The sequence below is a fragment of the Uliginosibacterium sediminicola genome, from assembly GCF_039631295.1.
Classification (GTDB): Bacteria; Pseudomonadota; Gammaproteobacteria; order Burkholderiales; family Rhodocyclaceae; genus Viridibacterium; species Viridibacterium sediminicola.
In genome coordinates this window covers 246,310-269,051 of the sequence record NZ_JBDIVE010000005.1, presented here as the reverse complement: position 1 = coordinate 269,051, position 22,742 = coordinate 246,310, and the positions used below count along the sequence as shown (strand labels likewise).

22 protein-coding genes are annotated in these 22,742 nt (G+C 63.6%); 20 read left to right on the top strand and 2 right to left on the bottom strand.

What is annotated here, in order from left to right:
• Positions 1–17 precede the first annotated feature (17 nt).
• Together ABDB84_RS11775 and ABDB84_RS11770 are read right to left on the bottom strand one after the other, a co-directional pair.
• A complete protein-coding gene (locus ABDB84_RS11775; RefSeq protein WP_345919923.1) occupies positions 18–212 on the bottom strand; it encodes a YbdD/YjiX family protein in 195 nt (64 codons plus the stop codon).
• Positions 212–2,278 (bottom strand): carbon starvation CstA family protein, encoded by a 2,067-nt coding sequence (locus tag ABDB84_RS11770; protein WP_428715089.1) that lies wholly within the window; start codon positions 2,276–2,278, stop codon positions 212–214. Before ABDB84_RS11770 ends, ABDB84_RS11775 begins: the two co-directional genes overlap by 1 nt.
• Before the next feature lie 214 nt (positions 2,279–2,492).
• Here ABDB84_RS11770 and ABDB84_RS11765 point away from each other — a divergent pair, with 214 nt between their 5' ends.
• The 20 genes from ABDB84_RS11765 to nagZ all read left to right on the top strand — a co-directional run bounded on the left by ABDB84_RS11765 (position 2,493) and on the right by nagZ (position 22,728).
• On the top strand, positions 2,493–3,845 hold the full coding sequence (locus tag ABDB84_RS11765) for a cache domain-containing protein (RefSeq protein WP_345919922.1): 1,353 nt from the start codon (positions 2,493–2,495) through the stop codon (positions 3,843–3,845).
• A 10-nt stretch (positions 3,846–3,855) separates the two neighbouring features.
• Positions 3,856–4,485 (top strand): response regulator, encoded by a 630-nt coding sequence (locus ABDB84_RS11760; protein ID WP_345919921.1) that lies wholly within the window; start codon positions 3,856–3,858, stop codon positions 4,483–4,485.
• 194 nt (positions 4,486–4,679) lie between these two features.
• Complete coding sequence (locus ABDB84_RS11755) at positions 4,680–4,970, top strand: hypothetical protein (RefSeq protein ID WP_345919920.1); 291 nt, start codon at positions 4,680–4,682, stop codon at positions 4,968–4,970.
• A gap of 218 nt (positions 4,971–5,188) precedes the next feature.
• Positions 5,189–5,278 carry a K(+)-transporting ATPase subunit F gene (kdpF, locus tag ABDB84_RS11750; protein ID WP_345919919.1) on the top strand — a complete coding sequence of 30 codons (90 nt, stop codon included), beginning with the start codon at positions 5,189–5,191 and terminating at the stop codon, positions 5,276–5,278.
• A 2-nt stretch (positions 5,279–5,280) separates the two neighbouring features.
• Positions 5,281–7,080, top strand: a complete 1,800-nt coding sequence (gene kdpA / locus ABDB84_RS11745; protein WP_345919918.1) for a potassium-transporting ATPase subunit KdpA — start codon at positions 5,281–5,283, stop codon at positions 7,078–7,080.
• 20 nt (positions 7,081–7,100) lie between these two features.
• Positions 7,101–9,161 carry a potassium-transporting ATPase subunit KdpB gene (gene kdpB / locus ABDB84_RS11740; RefSeq protein WP_345919917.1) on the top strand — a complete coding sequence of 687 codons (2,061 nt, stop codon included), beginning with the start codon at positions 7,101–7,103 and terminating at the stop codon, positions 9,159–9,161.
• Positions 9,162–9,175: 14 nt separating this feature from the next.
• Positions 9,176–9,769 carry a potassium-transporting ATPase subunit KdpC gene (gene kdpC, locus ABDB84_RS11735; protein ID WP_345919916.1) on the top strand — a complete coding sequence of 198 codons (594 nt, stop codon included), beginning with the start codon at positions 9,176–9,178 and terminating at the stop codon, positions 9,767–9,769.
• Positions 9,770–9,797: 28 nt separating this feature from the next.
• Positions 9,798–10,097 carry a hypothetical protein gene (locus ABDB84_RS11730; protein ID WP_345919915.1) on the top strand — a complete coding sequence of 100 codons (300 nt, stop codon included), beginning with the start codon at positions 9,798–9,800 and terminating at the stop codon, positions 10,095–10,097.
• A 187-nt stretch (positions 10,098–10,284) separates the two neighbouring features.
• The gene (locus tag ABDB84_RS11725; RefSeq protein ID WP_345919914.1) at positions 10,285–11,262 is read left to right on the top strand and encodes a magnesium transporter CorA family protein; all 978 of its coding nucleotides are present in this window, start codon (positions 10,285–10,287) and stop codon (positions 11,260–11,262) included.
• 1 nt (position 11,263) lies between these two features.
• Entirely contained in the window at positions 11,264–13,957 is a 2,694-nt protein-coding gene (locus tag ABDB84_RS11720) for a DUF4118 domain-containing protein (RefSeq protein WP_345919913.1), read from the top strand.
• Positions 13,954–14,640 (top strand): two-component system response regulator KdpE, encoded by a 687-nt coding sequence (gene kdpE, locus ABDB84_RS11715; RefSeq protein ID WP_345919912.1) that lies wholly within the window; start codon positions 13,954–13,956, stop codon positions 14,638–14,640. The genes ABDB84_RS11720 and kdpE overlap by 4 nt, the downstream gene beginning before the upstream one ends.
• Positions 14,641–14,990: 350 nt before the next feature.
• A complete protein-coding gene (lepA, locus tag ABDB84_RS11710; RefSeq protein ID WP_345919911.1) occupies positions 14,991–16,787 on the top strand; it encodes a translation elongation factor 4 in 1,797 nt (598 codons plus the stop codon).
• 67 nt (positions 16,788–16,854) lie between these two features.
• Positions 16,855–17,661 (top strand): signal peptidase I, encoded by an 807-nt coding sequence (gene lepB / locus ABDB84_RS11705; protein WP_345919910.1) that lies wholly within the window; start codon positions 16,855–16,857, stop codon positions 17,659–17,661.
• A gap of 27 nt (positions 17,662–17,688) precedes the next feature.
• Positions 17,689–18,069, top strand: coding sequence for a DUF4845 domain-containing protein (locus ABDB84_RS11700; RefSeq protein ID WP_345919909.1), 381 nt, complete (start codon positions 17,689–17,691; stop codon positions 18,067–18,069).
• Between the two features lie 17 nt (positions 18,070–18,086).
• Positions 18,087–18,758 (top strand): ribonuclease III, encoded by a 672-nt coding sequence (rnc, locus tag ABDB84_RS11695; RefSeq protein WP_345919908.1) that lies wholly within the window; start codon positions 18,087–18,089, stop codon positions 18,756–18,758.
• Positions 18,755–19,657 (top strand): GTPase Era, encoded by a 903-nt coding sequence (gene era, locus ABDB84_RS11690; protein ID WP_345919907.1) that lies wholly within the window; start codon positions 18,755–18,757, stop codon positions 19,655–19,657. Before rnc ends, era begins: the two co-directional genes overlap by 4 nt.
• 164 nt (positions 19,658–19,821) lie before the next feature.
• Positions 19,822–20,556: a DNA repair protein RecO gene (recO, locus tag ABDB84_RS11685; RefSeq protein WP_345919906.1), complete on the top strand. Its 735-nt coding sequence runs from the start codon at positions 19,822–19,824 to the stop codon at positions 20,554–20,556.
• Positions 20,556–21,311: a pyridoxine 5'-phosphate synthase gene (locus ABDB84_RS11680; RefSeq protein WP_345919905.1), complete on the top strand. Its 756-nt coding sequence runs from the start codon at positions 20,556–20,558 to the stop codon at positions 21,309–21,311. The genes recO and ABDB84_RS11680 overlap by 1 nt, the downstream gene beginning before the upstream one ends.
• Positions 21,311–21,694 carry a holo-ACP synthase gene (gene acpS / locus ABDB84_RS11675; RefSeq protein ID WP_345919904.1) on the top strand — a complete coding sequence of 128 codons (384 nt, stop codon included), beginning with the start codon at positions 21,311–21,313 and terminating at the stop codon, positions 21,692–21,694. The genes ABDB84_RS11680 and acpS overlap by 1 nt, the downstream gene beginning before the upstream one ends.
• 2 nt (positions 21,695–21,696) lie before the next feature.
• The gene (gene nagZ / locus ABDB84_RS11670; protein WP_345919903.1) at positions 21,697–22,728 is read left to right on the top strand and encodes a beta-N-acetylhexosaminidase; all 1,032 of its coding nucleotides are present in this window, start codon (positions 21,697–21,699) and stop codon (positions 22,726–22,728) included.
• The last annotated feature ends 14 nt before the right edge of the window (positions 22,729–22,742 follow it).

Genomic DNA, 22,742 nt, shown 5'->3' with positions numbered 1-22,742 from the left:
TCGCTTCACACTTTATCTCAACAGCACTTGCCTGTCGCACCGCCGAAGCGGGCTTCCTGACGCTCGCGAAAGAATTCTTCGTAGCTCATCGGACGCCGCTCCGGGTGGGTGGTGCGGATGTGCTGCACATAGGTGTCGTAATCGGGCTGGCCGACCATCATGCGGGCGGCCTGCCCGAGGTACTCACCCATGCGGGCGAGGTCTTTGAACATCAGAACACCTGCGTGGCAACGCCGCTGCCGTAGTCCACTTCTTTCGCCGTGGGCTTGTCACTGCGCAGGGCGAGCACGATGGCGCGGATGCCGAAGAGCGTGATCGACACGACGACGAAGATGAAGATCGCGCACAGCGTGGCGTCTACGTAGTCGTTGAAGATCACCTGCTGCATCTGTTCGACGCTCTTGGCCGGAGCCAGCACTTCGCCGCGTGCAGCAGCGGCGCTGAACTTGGCGGCGTGCGAGAGGAAGCCGACCTTGGGGCTGGCGTCGAACACCTTCATCCAGCCCGCGGTGAGCGTGCAGGCGAGCAGCCAGACCGTTGGCACCACGGTGACCCAGGCGTAGCGCTGGCGTTTCATCTTGACCAGCACCACGGTGGCGAGGACCAGGGCGACGGCAGCCAGCATCTGGTTGGCGACCCCGAACAGCGGCCACAAGGTATTGATGCCACCGAGCGGATCGATCACGCCTTGGTACAGGAAGTAACCCCAGGCGGTGACGCACAGACCCGTTGCCACCAGATTGGGCACCAGCGCTTCGGTGCGCTTGAAGTGCGGCACGAAGGTGCCGAGCAGATCCTGCAGCATGAAGCGGCCTGCACGCGTACCGGCATCAACGGCGGTGAGGATGAACAGCGCTTCAAAGAGAATCGCGAAGTGATACCAGAAAGCCATCATTGCCTTGCCACCGACGACCTGGTGCAGGATGTGCGCCATGCCCACAGCCAGGGTCGGTGCGCCACCGGCGCGCGAGATGATGGTTTTCTCGCCGACATCTGCGGCCGTCTGCGTCAGCACATCGGGTGTGACCACGAAGCCCCATTGCGAGATGACTTGTGAGGCTTCCACCGCGGTCTTGCCGATCACCGCAGCCGGGCTGTTCATCGCGAAATAGACGCCGGGGTCGATGCACGAGGCGGCGACCAGGGCCATGATGGCGACGAAAGATTCCATCAGCATGCCGCCATAACCGATCAGCGGTGCGTGGGTTTCGTTCTCCAGCAGCTTCGGCGTGGTGCCTGAGGAGATCAGCGCATGGAAGCCGGAGACCGCGCCGCAGGCGATGGTGATGAACAGGAAGGGGAACAGGCTGCCCGACCACACCGGGCCGGTGCCGTCGACGAACTTGGTCAGCGCGGGCATCTGCAGCTGCGGCGAGACGATGAAGATACCGACCGCCAGACCGAGGATGGTGCCGATCTTCAGGAAGGTCGACAGATAGTCGCGCGGCGCCAGCAGCAGCCACACCGGCAGCACCGAGGCGACGAAGCCGTAGCCGATCAGCATCCAGGTCAGCTGTTTGCCGTCGAAGGTGAAGTAGGGCGCCCAGGTCGGGCTGGCGGCAACCTGACCGCCGAGCAGGATCGCGCCCATCAGCAGCACGAAGCCGACGATGGAGATTTCACCAATGTGGCCCGGACGGATGAAGCGCATGTAGATACCCATCAGGATCGCGATGGGAATCGTCGCAGCGACGGTGAAAGCGCCCCAGGGCGAGTCGGTGAGTGCCTTGACGACGATCAGCGCGAGCACGGCGAGGATGATCACCATGATCATGAAGGCGCCGAACAGGGCGATCACGCCGGGGATGGGGCCCAGCTCGCTCTTGATCAGGTCGCCCAGCGAGCGGCCATCACGGCGCGTGGAGATGAACAGCACCATGAAATCCTGCACTGCGCCGGCAAAGACGACGCCCGCCAGAATCCACAGCACACCGGGCAGGTAGCCCATTTGCGCGGCGAGCACCGGGCCGACCAGGGGACCGGCGCCAGCGATGGCCGCGAAGTGGTGACCGAACAGGATGTACTTGTTGGTCGGCACGTAGTCCAGACCATCGTTGTACTTCACCGCCGGGGTCAGGCGCTTGGCGTCGACGCTGAGCACCCGTTTGGCGATGAACAGCGCGTAGTAGCGATAGGCGATCAGATAGACCGAGATGGCGGCTGTGACGATCCACAGCGCGCTGATTGATTCGCCGCGCGACAGCGCGACGACGGCGAGCGAGATGGCACCGAGTACGGCCAGTGCCACCCAGCCCAGTTTGGGCAGGACGCTTTTCATGAGTCTCCTCCTTGTGTTTATGGTCTTCTACGGAGCCGGACTTATGTACCGGCTTGCCCGCAGTATCGACGCTCGTCCAGCGCCGCGCATCGGTGCCATTACCGAGCGCTGTACCGTGCCAGCACGTAAGGGATTTCCATGATCTGCGCAGTCGGCACGCAGCCTGCCGTGCGACCGACGTATCATCGCAAGCAATTGATCGCTTTCCGATGCCATGCAGCTACGACTCAAATTCATCCTGCTTGCCGTTGTGCCACTGCTGGTAGCCATTGCCGCGATTGCTGCCGTGGTGCGGCTGGAGGCGCGTGCCCTGGCCGAGGCCGAACTGGCCGCCATGCAGCCGGTGATTCTCGGCGCCCGCCAGAACGAGCTGCGCCACTATGTTGAACTGGCGCGCACTTCGATCATTCACCTCACCGCCCGCAAGGATGAAGCGGCGCGGCTGGAAGCACTGCACATCCTGCGTCAGCTCGACTTCGGGGACGACGGCTACTTCTTCGTCTATGACTTCAGCGGTCGCAGCCTGATGCACCCGCGCCAGCCCGAGCTGGTCGGCAAGGATCTATGGAACCTGCGTGATCCGCAGGGCACGCCAACCATCCAGCGCCTGATTGCACGCGCCAGGGCAGGCGGTGGCTTCGAGGAGTTCCTCTGGCAGCGTCCTTCAACACATCGCCTCGAACACAAGCTGGGTTATGTGATCGGCATTCCCGAATGGGGCTGGATGATCGGCACCGGCATCTACCTCGACGATATTGCCGAGACGCGTGCGCGCATCGACCGCGAGGCGACGCAGGCGATCCGCAACACCATGGGGGTGATCGTCGGCATCGCGGTGATCGCGACCTTGCTGGTGGCGATGGGCGCGCTGGCGCTCAACATCTCTGATCGACGCGATGCTGAATCCAAGCTGCGTGCGCTGGCGCGCCAGGTAGTGCGCTCGCAGGAGACCGAGCGTAGTCGTGTGGCGCGCGAGCTGCATGATGGTGTCAGCCAGAGTCTGGTGTCGGTGAAGTTCCTGCTCGAGTCGGCGCAAGCCCAGCTCGAAGCCGTGGGCGATTCGGCCGCCCAGCCGGTGATGGCGCGTTGCATCGAGGGCGTCAATGTCGTGCTGCGCGATGTGCGCCGCATCTCGCATGGTTTGCGCCCGGCCTTGCTCGATAATCTGGGCCTGGCCGCAGCGCTGTCGCAAGTCTTGCGCGACTTCGCATTGCGTACCGGCATCGATGCACAGATCGAAGCGGGGCCCGATCTGAAAATGCCTGATGAGCTCGGTACCGCCTTGTTCCGCGTGGTGCAGGAAGCGCTCAACAATGTCGAGCGGCATGCCAGTGCCAGCGAAGTGCGCGTCAGTTTGCGAGAAGACGCGGGCGCACTGCTGCTGCGCATCAGCGATAATGGTCAGGGCTTTGACCCAGAGCGTAGCCGCGAGCTCGAAGGCAGCGGCCTGGGCTTGTCGAGCATGCGCGAGCGCATCGAGACTTTCGGTGGTGAGTTCTCCATCAGCTCGGGTGTGCAAGGAACCGAATTGTGCGCACGCTTGCCGGCCAGCGCTTTGAAAACCTGAAGGACTGTACGTGACTGAGCCGATCCGCCTGCTGCTTGTCGATGACCATCCGCTGGTACGCGATGGCCTGCGCGCACGGCTTGAAACCGTGGGGCATTTCGTCGTTGTCGCCGAAGCCGGTGATGCGGCTTCGGCCGTGCTGGCAGCGCGCAGCGCAGCGCCGGACTGCGTGCTGATGGATATCTCGATGCGCGGCGTGCACGGCGTCGAACTCACTCGCCAGCTGCTGGCCGAGTGGCCTGCATTGCGCATCATCATGCTCACCATGCACGACGAGCCGCAGTACGTCATCGAAGCTTTCCGCGCCGGTGCGCGTGGTTACGTGCTCAAGGATAGTCCGGCGCAGGAAATCGTTGCCGCCATCGATGCGGTGATGGCCGGTCGCCGCTACTTCACGGCCAGCGTCGCCGAAGCCCTGGCCACCGCCAGCTTGCCTGAACCCGTGCTCACCCAGCGCGAATGCGAGGTGCTGGCACTGATTGCCGATGGCCGCTCCAACAAGGAGATCGCCCAGCGCCTGGACCTTTCGGTGCGCACGGTCGAATCCCATCGCATCAACATCAAGCGCAAGTTTGACCTCGAAGGCACGGCGGCGTTGATGAAGTTCGCGGTGGAACGCAAGCGGCTGAAGGTGTCTTGAGGCTGGGCTCCTCTGCCGCGCCGCGTGCCGCGCAGGGCTTGTACGTGATGGATGCGCTGCCCCTCTCCCGGCCTTCGGCCACCCTCCCCCGAGGGGGAGGGAACGGCAGGCTTGGTCCTGCTCGATAGTCTGCAATGCCGATTGCCTTCCCTCCCCCCAGGGGGAGGGTGGCCCGCAGGGCCGGGAGAGGGGAAATGCTCGCCCTGGCTGCAATTCCGTTCAGTCAGGCTATGCGCATGTTTGACGCGCTGGGTTTTGAACCGCAGGACGCAAAGGAAAAGCAAAGGCCCGCAAAGGAAAACGATTTTGGTTTACTTTGCGGAACTGCTGTCTTTCTTTGCGTCCTTTGCGTCGAAAATCCGTCGCCAAAAAATGAATATGTCTTAGCCGAAGGGCAGTGCCGAACTGGCTGGATCTTGCGTGTGTGGCAGCGCGCGTTCTCAGATCGAAACAGATTTTCAGGAATGATCTGGCCAGCTAACTGAGCCCTTGCGTAAGCACGTCTTTACGCGATCTTTACGCCCCGTCCCGAGTCTTTACCCGAACTTGATAGGCCCGCTCCTAAGCTTCGAACGTGTCTGAAACACGGGAGAAACACGATGGATCTGGTCTATGGTTTGGCGATGCTCGTCTGCGTCGCTTTGATCCTTGCCCTGGCGCGCGGCTGTCAGCGTCTGGCGGGGCGCGGGCAAGGGAGGCGGGCATGAGCGGCTTTTACGTTTTGGGCGCCCTGGTCTCGCTGGGTTTGCTGATCTATCTGGTTGCGGCCCTGCTGCGTGCGGAGGATCTCTGATCATGAGCACACATGCCTGGACGACCCTCGCCATTTTCCTTCTCGCCCTGTTGCTGCTGACCAAGCCGCTGGGGCTGTACATTGTTCGCGTCATGGAGCCGCCGGCGGGCCGCGCTGCGGGGCGCATCGAAACCCTGCTTTACCGGCTCTGCGGTGTGCGGGCCGCAGAAGGCATGCACTGGCTGCAGTACGCGCTGGCGATCATCCTCTTCAATGCCATCGGTGTTTTTGTCGTGTATGCCGTGCAGCGCGTGCAGGCCTGGCTGCCGCTGAATCCTGCGGGCATGGCGAATGTGAGCGCGGATTCTGCATTCAACACCGCGCTGTCCTTCGTCACCAATACCAACTGGCAGGGCTATGTGGGCGAGGCGACCATGTCTTACCTCACGCAGATGGCGGCTTTGAGCGTGCAGAACTTCTTTTCGGCGGCAACCGGCATTGTCGTCGTCATTGCGCTGATCCGTGGCTTTGCGCGTCACAGCGCGCAGAGCATCGGTAATGCCTGGGTCGATCTGACGCGCTGCACGCTGTACATCCTGCTGCCGCTGTCGACCGTGCTGGCACTGCTGTTCGTGAGTCAGGGCGTGATCCAGAATTTCGACGCCTACAAGGACGTGCAGACACTGGAAGTGACGCAGTTCCAGATACCCAAAGTGGATGCGGCCGGTCAGCCGGTGATCGATGCGCAAGGCAAACCGGTGATGGTCGATCAGCAGACCAAGGTGCAGACCCTGGCGATGGGCCCGGTGGCTTCGCAAGAGGCGATCAAGATGCTCGGCACCAATGGTGGCGGCTTCTTCAATGCCAATTCGGCACACCCTTTCGAGAACCCGACGCCGTTCACAAACTTCCTGCAGATGCTGGCGATCTTCCTGATCCCCGCGGCGCTCTGCTATGCCTTCGGGCGCATGGTCGGCGATACGCGCCAGGGCTGGGCGGTGCTGGCGGCGATGACGATCATGTTCGTTGCCCTGGTGGTTCCGGCGACGGTCTCGGAGCAGGGTGGCAATCCGATGATTGCCAAGCTGGGCGTGGATCAATCGAGCAGTGCCGCGCAGCCCGGCGGCAATATGGAAGGCAAGGAGACGCGCTTTGGCATCGGCGATTCCGCGCTGTTTGCCGCCATCACCACCGCCGCTTCGTGTGGCGCCGTCAATGCCATGCATGACAGCTTCATGCCGATCGGCGGACTGGTGCCGCTGGTCAATATGCAGCTTGGTGAGGTGGTTTTCGGCGGCGTCGGTTCCGGCCTCTACGGCATGTTGATTTTCGCGATCCTGGCAGTGTTCGTCGCCGGCTTGATGATCGGCCGCACGCCGGAATACCTGGGCAAGAAGATCGAGGCCTACGAGATGAAGATGACTTCCATCGCCATTCTCGTCACGCCCTTGCTGGTGCTCGCCGGCACGGCCATCGCGCTGATGTGTGAAGCGGGCAAGGCCGGCATCCTCAATCCTGGCGCGCACGGTTTCTCCGAAGTGCTCTACGCCTTCACCTCGGCGGCGAACAACAACGGCAGCGCTTTCGCCGGCTTGTCAGCCAATACGCCTTTCTACAACGCGATGCTGGGCGTGGCGGCCTGGCTGGGGCGTTTTGCGGTGATCGTGCCGGTGCTGGCGATGGCCGGCTCCTTTGCGGCCAAGAAGCGCCTGGCGGTGACCGGCGGCACCATGCCCACCCATGGCCCGCTGTTCATCGTGCTGCTGATCGGCACCGTGGTGCTGGTGGGCTTGCTCAACTATGTGCCGGCGCTGGCCCTGGGGCCGGTGGTCGAGCACCTGATGATGTTTGCTGCGCACTGAGTCGAGGCGAAAGGAAAATCATGAAGACTCAATCTCTCTCGATGTTCGACCCGGCGCTGGTCAAGCCCGCGATCATCGAATCGTTCCGCAAGCTGGACCCACGCGTGCAGCTGCGCAACCCGGTGATGTTCGTCGTTTTTGTCGGCAGCATCATCACCACGCTGCTATGTGTGCAAGCCTTTGTCGGCCAGGGTGAAGCGCCGGCGGGATTCATCCTGGCGATTGCCCTGTGGCTGTGGTTCACCGTGCTGTTCGCCAACTTTGCCGAAGCGATTGCCGAGGGTCGCAGCAAGGCGCAGGCAGCGTCCTTGCGCGGCATGCAGAAAGGTGTGGCGGCGCGTCGTCTGCTCGAGCCCAAACGTGATGCGCGGATTCTGCCGGTGTCGGGCAAGGATCTCGTCAAAGGCCAGTTCTTCCTGGTCGAAGCCGGTGAGACGATTCCGGCCGATGGCGAAATTGTCGAGGGCGTTGCCTCGGTCGATGAGAGCGCCATCACCGGCGAGTCGGCGCCGGTGATCCGCGAGGCCGGCGGCGATTTCTCCGCCGTCACCGGCGGCACGCGGATTCTCTCCGACTGGCTGGTGGTGCGCGTGACGGCCAATCCCGGCGAGTCCTTCCTTGACCGCATGATCGCCATGGTCGAATCGGCCAAGCGCCAGAAGACGCCCAACGAGATCGCGCTGAACATCCTGCTCATCGCGCTCAGCATTGTCTTCCTTGGCGTCACCGTCACCTTGCTGCCGTTCTCGCTGTTCAGCGTACAAGCCAATGGTGCCGGCAGCCCGGTGTCGATCACCGTGCTGATCGCACTGCTGGTGTGCCTGATTCCGACGACGATTGCGGGGCTTTTGTCGGCGATCGGCGTGGCCGGCATGAGCCGCATGATGCAGGCCAATGTCATTGCCACTTCCGGGCGTGCGGTTGAAGCGGCGGGCGATGTGGACGTGTTGCTGCTCGACAAGACCGGCACCATCACCCTCGGCAATCGTCAGGCAGCGAGCTTCCTGCCCGCGCAAGGCATCAGCGAGGCTGCGCTGGCCGAGACCGCCCAGCTTGCTTCGCTGGCCGATGAAACACCGGAAGGGCGCAGCATCGTGGTGCTGGCCAAACAGAAGTTCGACCTGCGTCATCCGCATGTGGACGGTGCGCAGTTCGTGCCTTTCACGGCGCAGACGCGCATGAGCGGCGTCGATCTGGGCACGCGCCAGATCCGCAAGGGCGCGGTTGATGCCGTGCGTGCGCACATCACGGCCTTGGGCGGCAACTTCCCGGAGTCGGTGACGCGCGATGCCGAAGAAGTCGCACGGCGCGGCAGTACGCCCCTGGTGGTGGCCGACAATGCGCATGTGCTGGGCGTGGTCGAGCTCAAGGACATCGTCAAGGCCGGCATCAAGGAGCGCTTTGCCGAGCTGCGCCGGATGGGCATCAAGACGGTGATGATCACCGGCGACAACCGCCTCACCGCCGCCGCGATTGCTGCCGAAGCCGGCGTCGACGATTTCCTCGCCGAGGCTACGCCGGAAGCCAAGCTCAAGCTGATCCGCGCGCATCAGGAGGAGGGCCGTCTGGTGGCGATGACCGGCGACGGCACCAATGACGCGCCGGCGCTGGCGCAGGCCGATGTGGCGGTGGCGATGAACACCGGCACGCAGGCGGCGAAGGAGGCAGGCAATATGGTCGACCTCGATTCCAATCCGACCAAGCTCATCGAGATTGTCGAGACCGGCAAGCAGATGCTGATGACGCGCGGCTCGCTGACCACCTTTTCGATTGCCAACGATGTCGCCAAGTACTTCGCGATCATTCCGGCGGCCTTCGTGACGACCTATCCGCAACTCTCCGCACTCAATGTGATGCAGCTGGCCAGCCCCGCTTCGGCGGTGCTCTCGGCGGTGATCTTCAATGCGCTGATCATCATCGTCCTCATCCCGCTGGCCTTGAAGGGCGTCAAGTATCGCGCCGTCGGCGCGGCAAGCCTGCTGCGGCGCAATCTGCTGATCTACGGCCTGGGCGGTCTGCTGCTGCCCTTCATCGGCATCAAGCTGATCGATATGGGCCTGGCGTTTGCCGGTCTGGTTTGAAAGGAATACTGATCATGAACATCCGCCTCAAGACACTCATCCGCCCGGCGCTGTCGCTCTTCGTGCTGCTCAGCCTGGTGACCGGCTTGCTCTATCCGCTGCTGGTGACCGCGATTGCCGGCAGCGCCTTTCCGCAGCAGGCTTCCGGCAGCCTTGTCGAGCGCGACGGCAAGCCGGTCGGCTCGCTGCTGATTGGCCAGAACTTCAGCGATCCCAAGTACTTCTGGGGCCGCCCCTCGGCGACCGGGCCGCAGCCGAACAATGCCAGCGCTTCCGGTGGCTCGAATCTCGGGCCGAACAATCCGGCCCTGATCGATGCGGTGAGCGCGCGCATCGCTGCACTCAAGGCGGCGGACCCGGAGAACCGCTTGCCGGTCCCCGTCGAGCTGGTGACGGCCTCGGCCAGCGGCCTGGACCCCGAGATCAGCCCGGCAGCTGCGGCATATCAACTGGCCCGGGTGGCCAAAGCGCGCACACTGTCGCCTGCGCAGCTGGCCGCCCTGGTTGAGCGCTACACCCAGCCGCGCCAGTTTGGCGTGCTGGGCGAGGCGCGGGTCAATGTGCTGGCGCTCAATCTGGCGCTGGACCAGATGCAGGCCGCGCACTGAACAAACTCCCGAAAGACAGGTGGCAGCAATGAATCAATCTGTGGTGTGTATCGGCATCAGCCGCGAGCAGGGCCAGATCAAGGCGGTAGCGCGACAGGCCGGGCATTTGCTCGAAGCGCTGGATGTGGCCGGCGATGGCAAGGGTCTCGATGCTTTGCGGCATTTCGTCAGCCGTGGCGCCTTGCCGGTGCGCCTGGCGGTGGCCGGCGGCGCGTTGCGTCTGGCGCTGTCGCTGGGCAGCGTGCCGGGCCGCGAGATCGTGCTGGTGTCGCCCGCGGCGGCCGAAGGCGCCCCCAGCCTGGCGCGTTTTGCCGAGCGTCTGCTCTGAGCAATGCCGCTGCACATTTGTCCGGTGTGTGGCACGGCGCACCTGATCAGCGCCGGGCAACAGCCCTTTGCCTACGGACATCCTTTATGCTGCAGTCCCGCTTGCAAGCAGCGCTACCGGCAGATTGTCCGCGCACGCATCCTGGCCCAGATGCAGGCGGCGCAGGAAGAAAAAGGAGAAAAACAGAATGAAAGCAGCCTACGCGCTGATTGATGGCGAAGTCCGCCTGCTCACACCGGCGACGGCTGGCCAGCCGCTACCGGCTGAGCATGAGGCGCTGATCCACGTTTATGCACGACCCAGCGCTGAAGAGCGTGACGAACTGGTGGCCGTGCTCGGGCTGGACGCCTACGATATCGATGCCGCGCTGGACCCCGACGAGATTCCGCGTTTGGAGACGAGCGGCTCCACCACCTGCATCATCTGGAAGCGGCCGAAGAATGTCTCTTTCGATCAGCAACTGCGTTTTGATGTCGCCTCGATGGGCATTTTCCTGCGTGAAAACATGCTGATCCTGGTCACCGCGGAGGACGAAATCAGCTTTGCCGACCGTGAATTCCGCGGGCTGGGCGGGCTCAGCGATCTCCTGCTCAAGCTGCTCCTGCACACCGTGCATCACTACCTGGGCCACCTCAAGGTGATCAAGCAGATCACCACCGAGCTGGGTGGCAAGATCAGCGTGGCGATGGAGAACCGTTACTACCTGCAGATGATTGCACTCTCCGAGAGCCTGATCTTCTACATCGACGGCATCGAAGCCAACGCCGCTGTCATCAACAAGCTCAAGGCCTCGGCGCAGCGCCTGAGGCTGAGCGCCGAGCAGCTCGATGCGCTGCACGACATCAGCCTGGACATGCAGCAGTGCGCACGCCAGGCCAGCATTTACAGCGAGGTGTTGTCGGGCCTGATGGATGCACGCGGCAACATCATCAACAACAACATCAGCGTCCTGCTCAAGAACCTGACCCTGATCAGCGTGATCTTCCTGCCGCTCAACCTCATCGCCAGCATTGGCGGCATGTCGGAATACAGCAACTGGACCCAGGGCATTCCTCCGGCGCTGGCCTATTCGGGCTTTACGCTGGGCATGGCTTTCCTTGGCTGGCTGATGTGGGTGGTGCTGCGGCGTGGCATCGACCGCTACGCCAACGGGCGCCACAGATAGCATGGCTGGCCCCCTTGAACGTCCCGATCCGGACAAGCTGCTCGCCGAGCTGGCGCGCGAGCAGTCCGCACGCGGCCGCCTGAAGATCTTCTTCGGCGCCTGTGCTGGCGTCGGCAAGACCTACGCCATGCTCAGCGCCGCACGGCAGGCGCAGGGCGAGGGCGTTCGCGTGCTGATCGGCCTGGTCGAGACGCACGGGCGCGCCGAGACGGCGGCCTTGCTCGACGGCTTGCCGGTGCTGCCGCGCCGGCAGATCCCTTACCACGGCAAGCTGCTCGGCGAATTCGACCTCGATGCGGCGCTGGCGGCGCGGCCGCAGCTGATCGTCGTCGATGAACTGGCGCATACCAATCTTGATGGCAGTCGCCATCGCAAACGCTGGCAAGACGTCGAAGAACTGCTCGCGGCGGGCATCGATGTGTATTCGGCGCTCAATGTGCAGCACCTCGAAAGCCTCAACGACGTGGTCGGCGGCATCACCGGCATCCGTGTCCAGGAGACGCTGCCGGATCAGGTATTCGAGGCCGCCGACGAAGTCGCCCTGGTCGATTTGCCGCCGGCCGAGCTGCAGGCGCGGCTCAAGGCCGGCAAGGTGTATATGCCGGAAGCGGCCGAGCGCGCCGCCCGCAACTTCTTCCGCACCGGCAACCTGATTGCCTTGCGCGAGCTGGCCTTGCGGCGCACGGCGGACCGCGTCGATGCGCAGATGCGCGCCTACCGGGCGGACCGTTCGATCGACGCGGTCTGGCAGACGCAGGAGCGGCTGATCGTCTGCATCGGGCCGGGCGCCGGCAACGAAACCCTGGTGCGGGTGGCGGCGCGCATGGCCAGCCGCTTGCAGGCGGAGTGGATCGCGCTGAGCGTCGAGACGCCGGAGATGAGCGCGGAATCGGCGATGCGCCGCGCACGCCGGCAGCGCGCGCTCAAGCTGGCCGCGTCGCTGGGCGCCGAAACCTGCACCCTGGCGGCGCCGGAGGCCGGCGCAGCGCTGATCCGCTTCGCGCGGGATCGCAACGCCGGCAAGCTGGTGCTCGGCCGGGCGCGGCGCAATGCCCTGCAGCGCCTGTGGCGACCCTCGCTGCTCGATCGCGTGAGCAGCTTGCCGCACGAACTCGAAGTGGTGGTGGTCGGCCTGCCCGAGGAAGAGGCGCCGGTCGCCGAGCCCGCCGTGCGCCGCCCAAGCCTGGTCTGGCAGAGCTATGTCTGGGCGCTGCTGGCCTGCGCGCTGACCACGGCGCTGGCGGCCTTGCTGCTGTCGGTCTTCGATCTGGCCAACGTGGTGATGCTGTTCCTGCTCGCCGTGGTTGCCGTGGCGCTGCGCTTCGGGCGCGGACCCGGCGCTTTCGCCGCCTTTGTGTCGGTGCTCGCCTTCGACTTTTTCTTCGTGCCGCCGCGCCTGAGTTTCTCGGTGGGCGACACGCAGTATCTATTCACCTTCGCGCTGATGCTGGCGGTCGCCTTGCTGATCGGCCAGCTCGCCGCCAAGCTCAAGTTCGAGGCGATCAGCGCGGCGGCCCGCGAGCAGCGTTCGCGGGCGCAGTCCGAGTTGTTGCAGGCGCTGTCGGCGGCCTTATCCAGCGAGCAGATCATCGACATCGCCCAGCAGCGCCTGTCCGGCATGTTCGGCGCCAGCGTGGTGCTCCTGTTGCCGGACAGCCAGGGCTGCGTGCGTGATCCGCATGTGCCGGTGGACAGCACGCAGGCCGGCGGCTTTGCCGATCTGGCGGTGGCGCAGTGGGTGTTCGACCACGATCAGGCTGCCGGTCTGGGCACCGCGACCTTGCCTGCAGCGCGCGCGCATTACCAGCCCTTGCGCGCACCGATGCGCACGCGCGGCGTGCTCGGCGTTTTGCCTGCTGAAGGGCAGGCAGTCTGGCTCGATGAGCCCGAACAGCTGCGCCAGCTGGAAAGCTGCGCCGCGCAGATCGCCCAGGCGCTCGAACGTGTGCATTACATCGAGGTGGCGCAGGACGCCTTGCTCGACATGGAATCGGAGCGTCTGCGCAATTCGCTGCTGTCGGCGATTTCGCACGATCTGCGCACGCCGCTGACCGGCCTCATCGGCAGCGCTGAAACCCTGGCCGCCAAGCCCGACTGGCCTTTGGATGCGCGCAGCCAGATTCTGTCGATCCGCGATACGGCGCGGCGCCTCGTCGAACTGGTCACCAATCTGCTCGACATGGCGCGCCTGCAGAGCGGCCGCGTGAGCCTGCGCCGCGACTGGTGCGCGATCGAGGAAGTGGTCGGCACCGCCTTGCGCCAGCTGGGCGAAGCGCTGGCGGGCCATGTCGTGCGCACCGAGCTGGCGGCCGACTTGCCGCTGTGCGAATTCGACCCGGTGCTGATCGAGCGCGTGCTCGTCAATCTGCTCGACAATGCGGCCCGCCACACGCCGCCGGGCACGCAGATCACGCTGCGCGCCGCCTGCGTGGGCGCTGCGCTGCAGGTGAGCCTTGAAGACAATGGGCCGGGCCTGCCGGCGGGCGCGGAAGAGCGCCTGTTTGCCAAGTTCGAACGCGGCCACAGCGAATCGGCGCAGCCCGGCGCCGGCCTGGGGCTGGCGATCTGCCGCGCCATCGTGCAAGCTCATGGTGGCCATATCCACGCCGAGCGCGCCGCCAGCGGCGGCGCGCGTTTCGTCTTCAGCCTGCCGCTGGGGCAGGCGCCTTTCACTGATCCGGCCGAACTCGCATGAACAAACCACGCGTATTGATGGTTGAAGACGATCCGCTGATCCGCCGCTTCGTGCGCAGCGCGCTCGAAGACGAGGGCTGCGAAGTCTTCGAAGCCGATACGGTCGCGCGCGGGCTGATCGAGGCCGGCACGCGACAGCCGAATCTGCTGATCCTCGATCTGGGTCTGCCCGATGGCGATGGCCGCAGCCTGATCAGCGAAGTGCGCACCTGGTCGCAGCTGCCGATCATCGTGCTCTCGGCGCGCAGCCGCGAGGAAGAGAAAGTCGCCGCGCTGGATGCTGGCGCGGATGATTATCTGGTCAAACCCTTTGGCGTGCCCGAGCTGCTGGCGCGTGTGCGCGCCCAGCTGCGCCGCGCCGCACGTGCCGGGCTGGAGGCGGAGCCGGTGTTCCGCTTCGGCGAAGTTGAAGTCGATGTGGCGCAGCGCCTGGTCAGCCGGGCCGGGCAGGTGGTGCACCTGACGCCGATCGAATACCGCCTGCTGACGGCGCTGATCCGCAGCCACGGCCGCGTGCTGACCCACCGTCAGCTGCTGCTCGATGCCTGGGGGCCGGGCTACGCCGAGCGCAGCCACTACCTGCGCATCTACATGAAGCAGCTGCGTGACAAGCTCGAACAAGACCCCTCGCAGCCGCGCCACCTGCTCACCGAGACCGGCGTGGGCTATCGCTTGATGAGCTGAGGGCATGCTCGCAGTGTTTTTCGCGCATGAAATGTCAATTGCCATCGCTTTGGGACGCAAAGGACGCGGAGAAAGACGAAGGTCCGCAAAGGAAAGCTGATAACTTGTTCCACGCTTCCCTGGTTCGATTGTCCTTCGCGGACCTTGTTTTGCTGTTCTTCGCGCCCTTTGCGTCAGCGCCCGCAGGGCTCAGCTTTTATTGACCGCGTTGCGCGTAAAGCTCATCAACGGCCTCTGGAAACTGCCGATCCGCTGACATTAGGGACAGTCGCCGGACTCGGCTATAATCGCCGGTCGCGCAATTTACAGGCAAATCAGAAGGGTGCTGCGGCGCCCTTCGTCATGTTCGCATGCAGCTCATACGCAATTTCTCGATCATCGCCCACATCGATCACGGCAAATCCACGCTGGCTGATCGCATCATCCAGCGTTGTGGCGGCCTCTCCGACCGCGAGATGGAAGCGCAGGTGCTTGACTCCATGGATCTGGAGCGCGAGCGCGGCATCACCATCAAGGCGCAGACCGCAGCCCTGACCTACATCGCCAAGGATGGGCAGAAGTACAACTTCAACCTCATCGACACGCCCGGACACGTCGACTTCTCGTACGAAGTGAGCCGTTCGCTGGCCGCCTGCGAGGGCGCGCTGCTGGTCGTTGATGCTTCGCAAGGCGTGGAAGCGCAGACGGTGGCCAATTGCTACACCGCGCTCGAACAGAACGTCGAAGTGGTGCCGGTGCTCAACAAGATGGACCTGCCTTCGGCCGATCCGGACACCGCCCGGCAGGAGATCGAGGACGTGATCGGCATCGACGCGACCGACGCGATTCCCTGTTCGGCCAAGACCGGCATGGGCATCGACGAGATCCTCGAAGCGGTGATCACGCGCATGCCGCCGCCCAAGGGCGATCCGACGGCGCCGCTGAAGGCGCTGATCATCGATTCCTGGTTCGATAACTATGTCGGCGTGGTGATGCTGGTGCGCGTCGTCGACGGCGTGCTGCGCCCCAAGGACAAGATCCTCTTCATGAGCACCGGTTCGCAGTATTTGTGCGAGCAGGTTGGCGTGTTCACGCCGAAGTCGATTTCGCGTGAATCGCTGTCGGCCGGTCAGGTCGGCTTCGTGATTGCCGGCATCAAGGAACTCAAGGCCGCCAAGGTGGGCGATACCATCACCCTGGCCGGCAAGCCGGCTGCGGCCGCGCTCGATGGCTTCAAGGAAATCAAGCCGCAGGTGTTCGCCGGTCTCTACCCGGTGGAGTCCAGCGAATACGACCAGCTGCGCGATTCGCTGGAAAAGCTGCGCCTCAATGACGCCTCGCTGCAATACGAGCCGGAAGTCTCACAAGCGCTGGGCTTCGGTTTCCGCTGCGGCTTCCTTGGCCTGTTGCACATGGAGATCGTGCAGGAGCGCCTGGAGCGCGAATTCGACATGGATCTCATCACTACGGCACCGACCGTGGTGTATGAAGTGGTGATGAACAACGGCGATGTGATCCAGATCGAGAATCCCTCCAAGCTGCCGGACCTGGGCAAGATCGCCGAGATCCGCGAGCCGATCATCACCGCCACGATTTTCGTGCCGCAGGACTACGTGGGAACTGTCATCACCCTCTGTAATCAAAAGCGCGGCAACCAGGTCGACATGCATTACCACGGCCGTCAGGTGAAGCTGATCTACGAGATGCCGATGGCCGAAGTGGTGATGGACTTCTTCGACCGTCTCAAGTCGGTGTCACGCGGCTACGCCTCGCTCGATTACGAATTCAAGGAGTACCGCGCGGCCGATGTGGTCAAGCTCGATCTGCTGGTCAGCGGTGAAAAGGTCGATGCCTTGTCTGTCATCGTGCACCGTGAGAATGCGGTGTACCGTGGTCGCGAACTGGCCTCCAAGCTGCGCGAACTGATCCCGCGGCAGATGTTCGACGTGGCGATTCAGGCAGCAATCGGTGCCAACATCATCTCGCGCGAGACGATCAAGGCGCTGCGCAAGAACGTGCTGGCCAAGTGTTATGGCGGCGACATCTCGCGCAAGAAGAAGCTGCTGGAAAAGCAGAAAGAAGGCAAGAAGCGCATGAAGCAGGTGGGCAATGTGGAGATCCCGCAAGAAGCCTTCCTGGCGGTTCTGCGCGTGACGGATGGCAAGTAGGTCAGGGCGCCCAAACCCTGGCCATCAGCGTGGCTGAACAAGCCCAACCCCTATATTCGAGGTCTGCGTGGATTTTGCTCTGATCCTGTTTGTGCTGTCGGTGGTGACCGGCGTGCTGTGGTTTTACGATGTCTTCAAGGCACGCAAGCTGCGCCCCAAGGGCGCGCCTGATCCCTGGTGGGTCGAGTACGGTGCCAGTTTCTTCACGGTGATCCTGCCGATCTTCCTGCTGCGCTCCTTCCTCGTCGAGCCTTTCCGCATTCCCTCGGGCTCGATGATCCCGACCCTGCAGATTGGTGACTTCATCCTCGTGAACAAGTACCAGTACGGGGTGCGTCTGCCGGTGATCAACAAGAAGATCATCGAGGTCGGCAGCCCGCAGCGCGGCGATGTCTTCGTCTTCCGCTATCCGCAGGACCCTAGCCAGGACTACATCAAGCGCGTGGTGGGCTTGCCCGGCGACAAGATCGAGTACATCAACAAGCGCCTGACCGTGAATGGGGTCGACGTGCCGGTGACGCCGGTTGGCGAATACGTGCAGGGCATCGATGCCGAGACGCGCCTGACCGAGAAGCTCGGCGATGTCACCCATGACATTCTCAATAACCCGGATCGCAGCGATGAGCCGGGCAGCATTCCGCATCCTTTCAGCGAGAACTGCGTGCGCTCGGCCAAGGGCCTGATCTGCACGGTGCCGGCGGGGCATTACTTCGCCATGGGCGATAATCGGGACAATAGTGCCGACTCGCGTGTATGGGGTTTTGTGCCGGATGAGAATATAGTGGGCAAGGCGTTTTTCATCTGGTTCCACATCGACAACATCCTGCCTTTCCCCAAGGGCGTGAGCTTTGATCGGATCGGCGGGTTCAAGTAAGTGATTCGGCAACGAGGAGGTTTTTCCATGCGTGCGCGTCATCGACAACATGGCTTGAGCATCATTTCCACGCTGATCGTCGGCGCGTTCATTGCCGCCGCGCTGATCCTCGCGCTCAAGCTGGTGCCCGTGTTCACGGAATACCTGGCGATCAAGAAGGCCTTCAGCGGCATCATCGAACGTGTCGATGCGCAGCAGCCGGCTGCGGCCTTTCGCGCTGCCTTCTACAAGTACGCGCAGATCGATGACATCTCCTCGGTGGATGCCCAGAGCATCGTCGTGACCAAGGAAAATGGCCATGTCGTACTCTCCGTCGATTACGAGCGTCGTGTGGCGCTGTTTGCCAATGTCAGTCTGGTGTTCGAGTTCTCGGTGGCTTCGGACGGTACGACCGGCGCCGGCAAATGAGCTCAAAGTGAGTTCAAGTGAGTCTTGATTCCCTGCAGCAAGGGCTGAATTATCGCTTCCGTCAGTTGCGTCTCCTGCAACAGGCGCTGACGCATCGCAGCTTCAGCGCCGATCACAACGAGCGTTTCGAGTTTCTCGGCGACTCCATTCTCAACATGGTGGTCGCCATGTTGCTGTTCGAGCGCTTTGGCCAGCTGCGCGAGGGCGAGCTGTCACGCTTGCGCGCCCAGCTGGTGCGCCAGGACGCCTTGCAGCGCATTGCCGAAAGCCTCGCTGTGGGGGCCGAGTTGCGCCTGGGCGAGGGCGAACTCAAGAGCGGCGGCCCGCGCCGTCCCTCGATCCTCGCCGATGCGACCGAAGCGCTGTTTGGTGCGATCTTTCTCGACGCCGGCTTTGATGCCGTGCGTGCGGTGATCGAAGCGCTCTATGCGCCCTTACTGGCCGATTTCGACCCGCAGCGCAGTCTCAAGGACCCGAAGACGGCGCTGCAGGAACTGCTGCAGGCGCGGCGCCTGAATCTTCCCCGTTATGATCTGGTCGAGACGCGCGGCGCAGCGCACGAGCAGGAATTCGTGATTGCCTGCGTCGTCGAAACACTGGGTGTGAATGTGCGCGCCAGCGGCAACAGCCGCCGCGCAGCAGAACAGGCCGCTGCACAACTGGCGCTGGAACAGATCGGAAAATCATGAGCGATACGCAGCCGCAGACGGCTTTTCATACCGGCTACATTGCCATTGTCGGGCGCCCCAATGTGGGCAAATCCACCTTGCTCAATCGCCTGGTCGGGCAGAAGGTCAGCATCGTCTCGCGCAAGGCGCAAACCACGCGCCATCGCGTCACCGGCGTGCTGACCGAGGATCAGGTGCAGTACATCTTCGTCGACACGCCGGGTTTCCAGACGCGTCACAAGAACGCCCTCAACCGCACCATGAACCGCACCGTGACCTCGGCCCTGGTCGATGTCGACGTGGTGGCGATGGTCATCGAGGCCGGGCGTTTCGGCCCCGAGGACAAACAGGTGCTCGACCTGATGCCCGAGGGCAGCAAGGTCGTGCTGGTGATCAACAAGATCGACCTGCTCGAAGAGAAGAACGAGGTGCTGCCCTTCCTTGAGAAGATGGCCGCCGAGTATCCCTTCGCCGACATGGTGCCGATCAGCGCCCAGCGCGGCAACAATGCCGAAGAGCTGCTGCGCACCTTCGCCAAGTATTTGCCGGAAGGCGAACCGGTGTTCGGCGAGGACGACATCACTGATCGTTCCGAGCGCTTCCTGGCGGCCGAATTCATCCGCGAGAAACTGTTCCGCCTGCTCGGTGAAGAGCTGCCGTATGGCATGGCGGTGGAAATCGAGAAGTTCGAGGTCGAAGGCAATCTGCGCAAGATCTTCGCCGCCGTGATCGTCGACAAGGCCGCCCACAAGGCGATGGTCATCGGCAAGGGCGGCCAGCATCTCAAGCGTATCTCGACCGAGGCGCGCATCGACATGGAAAAGCTCTTCGACGGCAAGGTCTATCTCGAAGTCTGGGTCAAGGTGAAGAGTGGCTGGGCCGACGACGAGCGCGCATTGAAGTCTTTGGGCTACGAGTAATCCTTGTCCGCAGCGCACAGGCGCAAAGGCCATGCAAAGGGCTGCCAAGGCTGCGCGAAGTGAATTGCGGTATCTTTCAGGCAAGCTTTGATCGGATGAACAAGACTTTGAGCTTCTTAGCGGCCCTTCGCGTTCTCTTTGCGCCTTTGCGGTGAATCAGTTTCATGGTGACTCGCCTGCGCGTCGAAGACGCTCATTCCTTTGTCCTGCACACCTATCCCTGGCGTGAAACCAGCCTGATCGTCGAAGTCTTCACGCGCGATCATGGCCGCTTGCCGCTGGTGGCCAAGGGCGCGCGGCGGCCCGGTTCGGCGCTGCGTGGCGTGCTGATGGCCTTCCAGCCGCTGGCCGTGAGCTGGACTGGCAAGAGCGAGGTCAAAACCCTCACCGGCGCCTACTGGCAGGGCGGCCAGGCCTTGCTGGTCGGCCTGGCCTTGCTCTGCGGTTACTACCTCAACGAATTGATGCTGCGCCTTTTGCCGCGCGAAGATCCGCATCCGCAGCTCTTCGAGCGCTACGCGCAAACCATGCGTGCCCTGGCGGCAGGCAGTGCGACGGCACCCTTGCTGCGCAGTTTCGAGCTGGCCTTGCTGCAGGAACTCGGTTACGGCCTGACGCTCGATGTGCTCGCCGATACGGGCGAAGCGGTGCAGCCGGAGGGGCGCTACGTTTTCATGCTTGAGCATGGCGTGCTTGCGGCGCAGGGGCTGATTGACGATAAGATGAGCGATCTGCCGCTGATGAGCGGCCGCTGCCTGCTGGCCATGGCCCGCGATGATTTCTCCGACGCTGAAACCCTGGCGCAAGCCAAGAGCCTGATGCGTCGCCTCTTGCAGCACTACCTGGGCGCGCAGCCGCTGGAGTCGCGCCGGATCTTGATGGACTTACAGGAACTGTAATGATTGAACTAGGCGTCAATATCGATCACGTCGCGACCATCCGTCAGGCGCGCCGTACCTATGAACCAGACCCCGTGTGGGCCGCTGTCGAAGCGCATCTGGGCGGCGCCGATGGCATCACCGTGCACCTGCGTGAAGACCGTCGGCATATCCAGGACAAGGACGTGCGCCGCCTGCGCGAGCTCACCCACATCAAGCTCAATCTCGAAATGGCGGCCACCGACGAGATGGTCGGCATCGCCTGCGAGATCAAGCCGGAAATGGCCATGCTGGTGCCCGAGGGGCGCCAGGAAGTGACCACCGAGGGCGGCCTCGACATCGTTGCGCAGGAAGCGCGCCTGAAAGACGTGATTGCCCGCCTCGCCGATGCCGGCATCATGACCAGTGTGTTCATCGACCCGGAGATCGCTCAGGTCGAGGCCGCCGCCCGCATTGGCGCGCGCGTCTGTGAAATCCACACCGGCCCGTATGCCCATGCCTTCTTCTCGCGCGGCCGCGATGCGCGCAGCCCGGCCGTGCTGGCCGAGCTGGACAAGATCCGCGCCGCCGGTCACGCCATTGTCGAGCTGGACATGCGCTTCAATGCCGGCCACGCGCTCAACTACTTCAATGTGCAGCCGGTGGCGGCCTTGCCGGAAATTCGCGAACTGCATATCGGTCACGCCATCGTCAGTCGTGCGGTGTTCGTTGGTTTGCGCGAAGCGGTCGCTGAAATGAAGCGCCTGATGCGCGAAGCCAGCAGCGGAACTGCGTAGTGATTTACGGCATCGGCACCGACATCGTCGCGGTCGAGCGTATCCGTGCAGGCCTCGCTCGCCACGGCGAGCGCTACGGCGAGATGTTGCTGACCCCGGCCGAGCGGGAGGAGCTTGCGCGTGCGCAGGATCCGGCGCGCTTCATCGCCAAGCGCTTTGCCGCCAAGGAAGCCTTCTCCAAGGCCTTTGGCACGGGCCTGCGCGGCATCGTCAGCCTGCAGACGGTAGCGGTCGCCCACGATGATCTGGGCAAGCCGCTGTACGCCCTCAATACCGAGCTCGATGCCCTCATGCAGCAGCGCGGCCTGTCGGCCCAGCTGTCGATCAGCGACGAAAAGGAATACGTCGTCGCCTTTGCCATCATTGAACAACAGAGCAAGTAATCATGGCCCTACAAATGCCTCTCGGCCCGGTGATGTGCGATGTCGCCGGTCTGGCGCTGAGCGATGCCGAGCGCGCCGTCCTGCAGCATCCGCTGGTCGGCGGGGTGATCCTGTTCACGCGCAACTATGCCGACCCGGACCAGCTCGCCGCCTTGTGTGCCGAGATCCATGCCCTGCGCTCGCCAGCGCTGATCATCACGGTCGATCACGAAGGTGGTCGCGTGCAGCGCTTCCGCAGCGGTTTCACGCGCCTGCCGGCGATGCGCCGCCTCGGCGAGGTGTGGGCGCAGGACGCGCATCTGGCGCGGCGCCTGGCGCAGGATACGGGCTTTGTGCTGGCGTCCGAGCTGCTCGCGGCAGGCGTCGATCTCTCCTTCACGCCGGTGCTCGATCTGGACTACGGCCATAGCTCGGTGATCGGCGACCGCGCCTTTCACAGCGATCCGGACATCACTGCCGAGCTGGCCTATGCGCTGATGCTGGGCCTGCGCGAGTCGGGCATGGGCGCGGTCGGCAAGCACTTTCCGGGGCATGGTTTCGCAGCCGCCGATTCGCATGTTGCGATGCCGGTCGATGAGCGCGAATTCGAGCAGCTCTGGCATGCCGACATCGTGCCTTACCGCCACGTACTCAAGACGGTGATGAGTGGCGTGATGCCGGCGCACGTGATCTATTCCGCGATTGATCCGCAACCGGCCGGGTTCTCGCGCTTCTGGCTGCAGGATGTGCTGCGCACGCGCCTGGGTTTCGATGGCGTGATTTTCAGCGACGACCTGACCATGGAAGGAGCGACCGTGGCCGGCGACATCGTCGCGCGCGCCGATGCGGCACTCAGCGCCGGTTGCGACATGGTGCTGGTGTGCAATCGCCCCGATCTCACCGCTGATCTGCTCACGCGCTGGCAGCCTGACTTCGCCGCGCGCAGCAGCCAGCGCATCGAAGCGCTGCGGCCTGCCGGCCGCCCCAGCCCCGAGCAGCTGGCACTGAGCCCGCGCTTCCAGGCGGCCTGGGCCGGCGTGCAGTCGCTGGGCTGAGCGCTGCCGCAAAG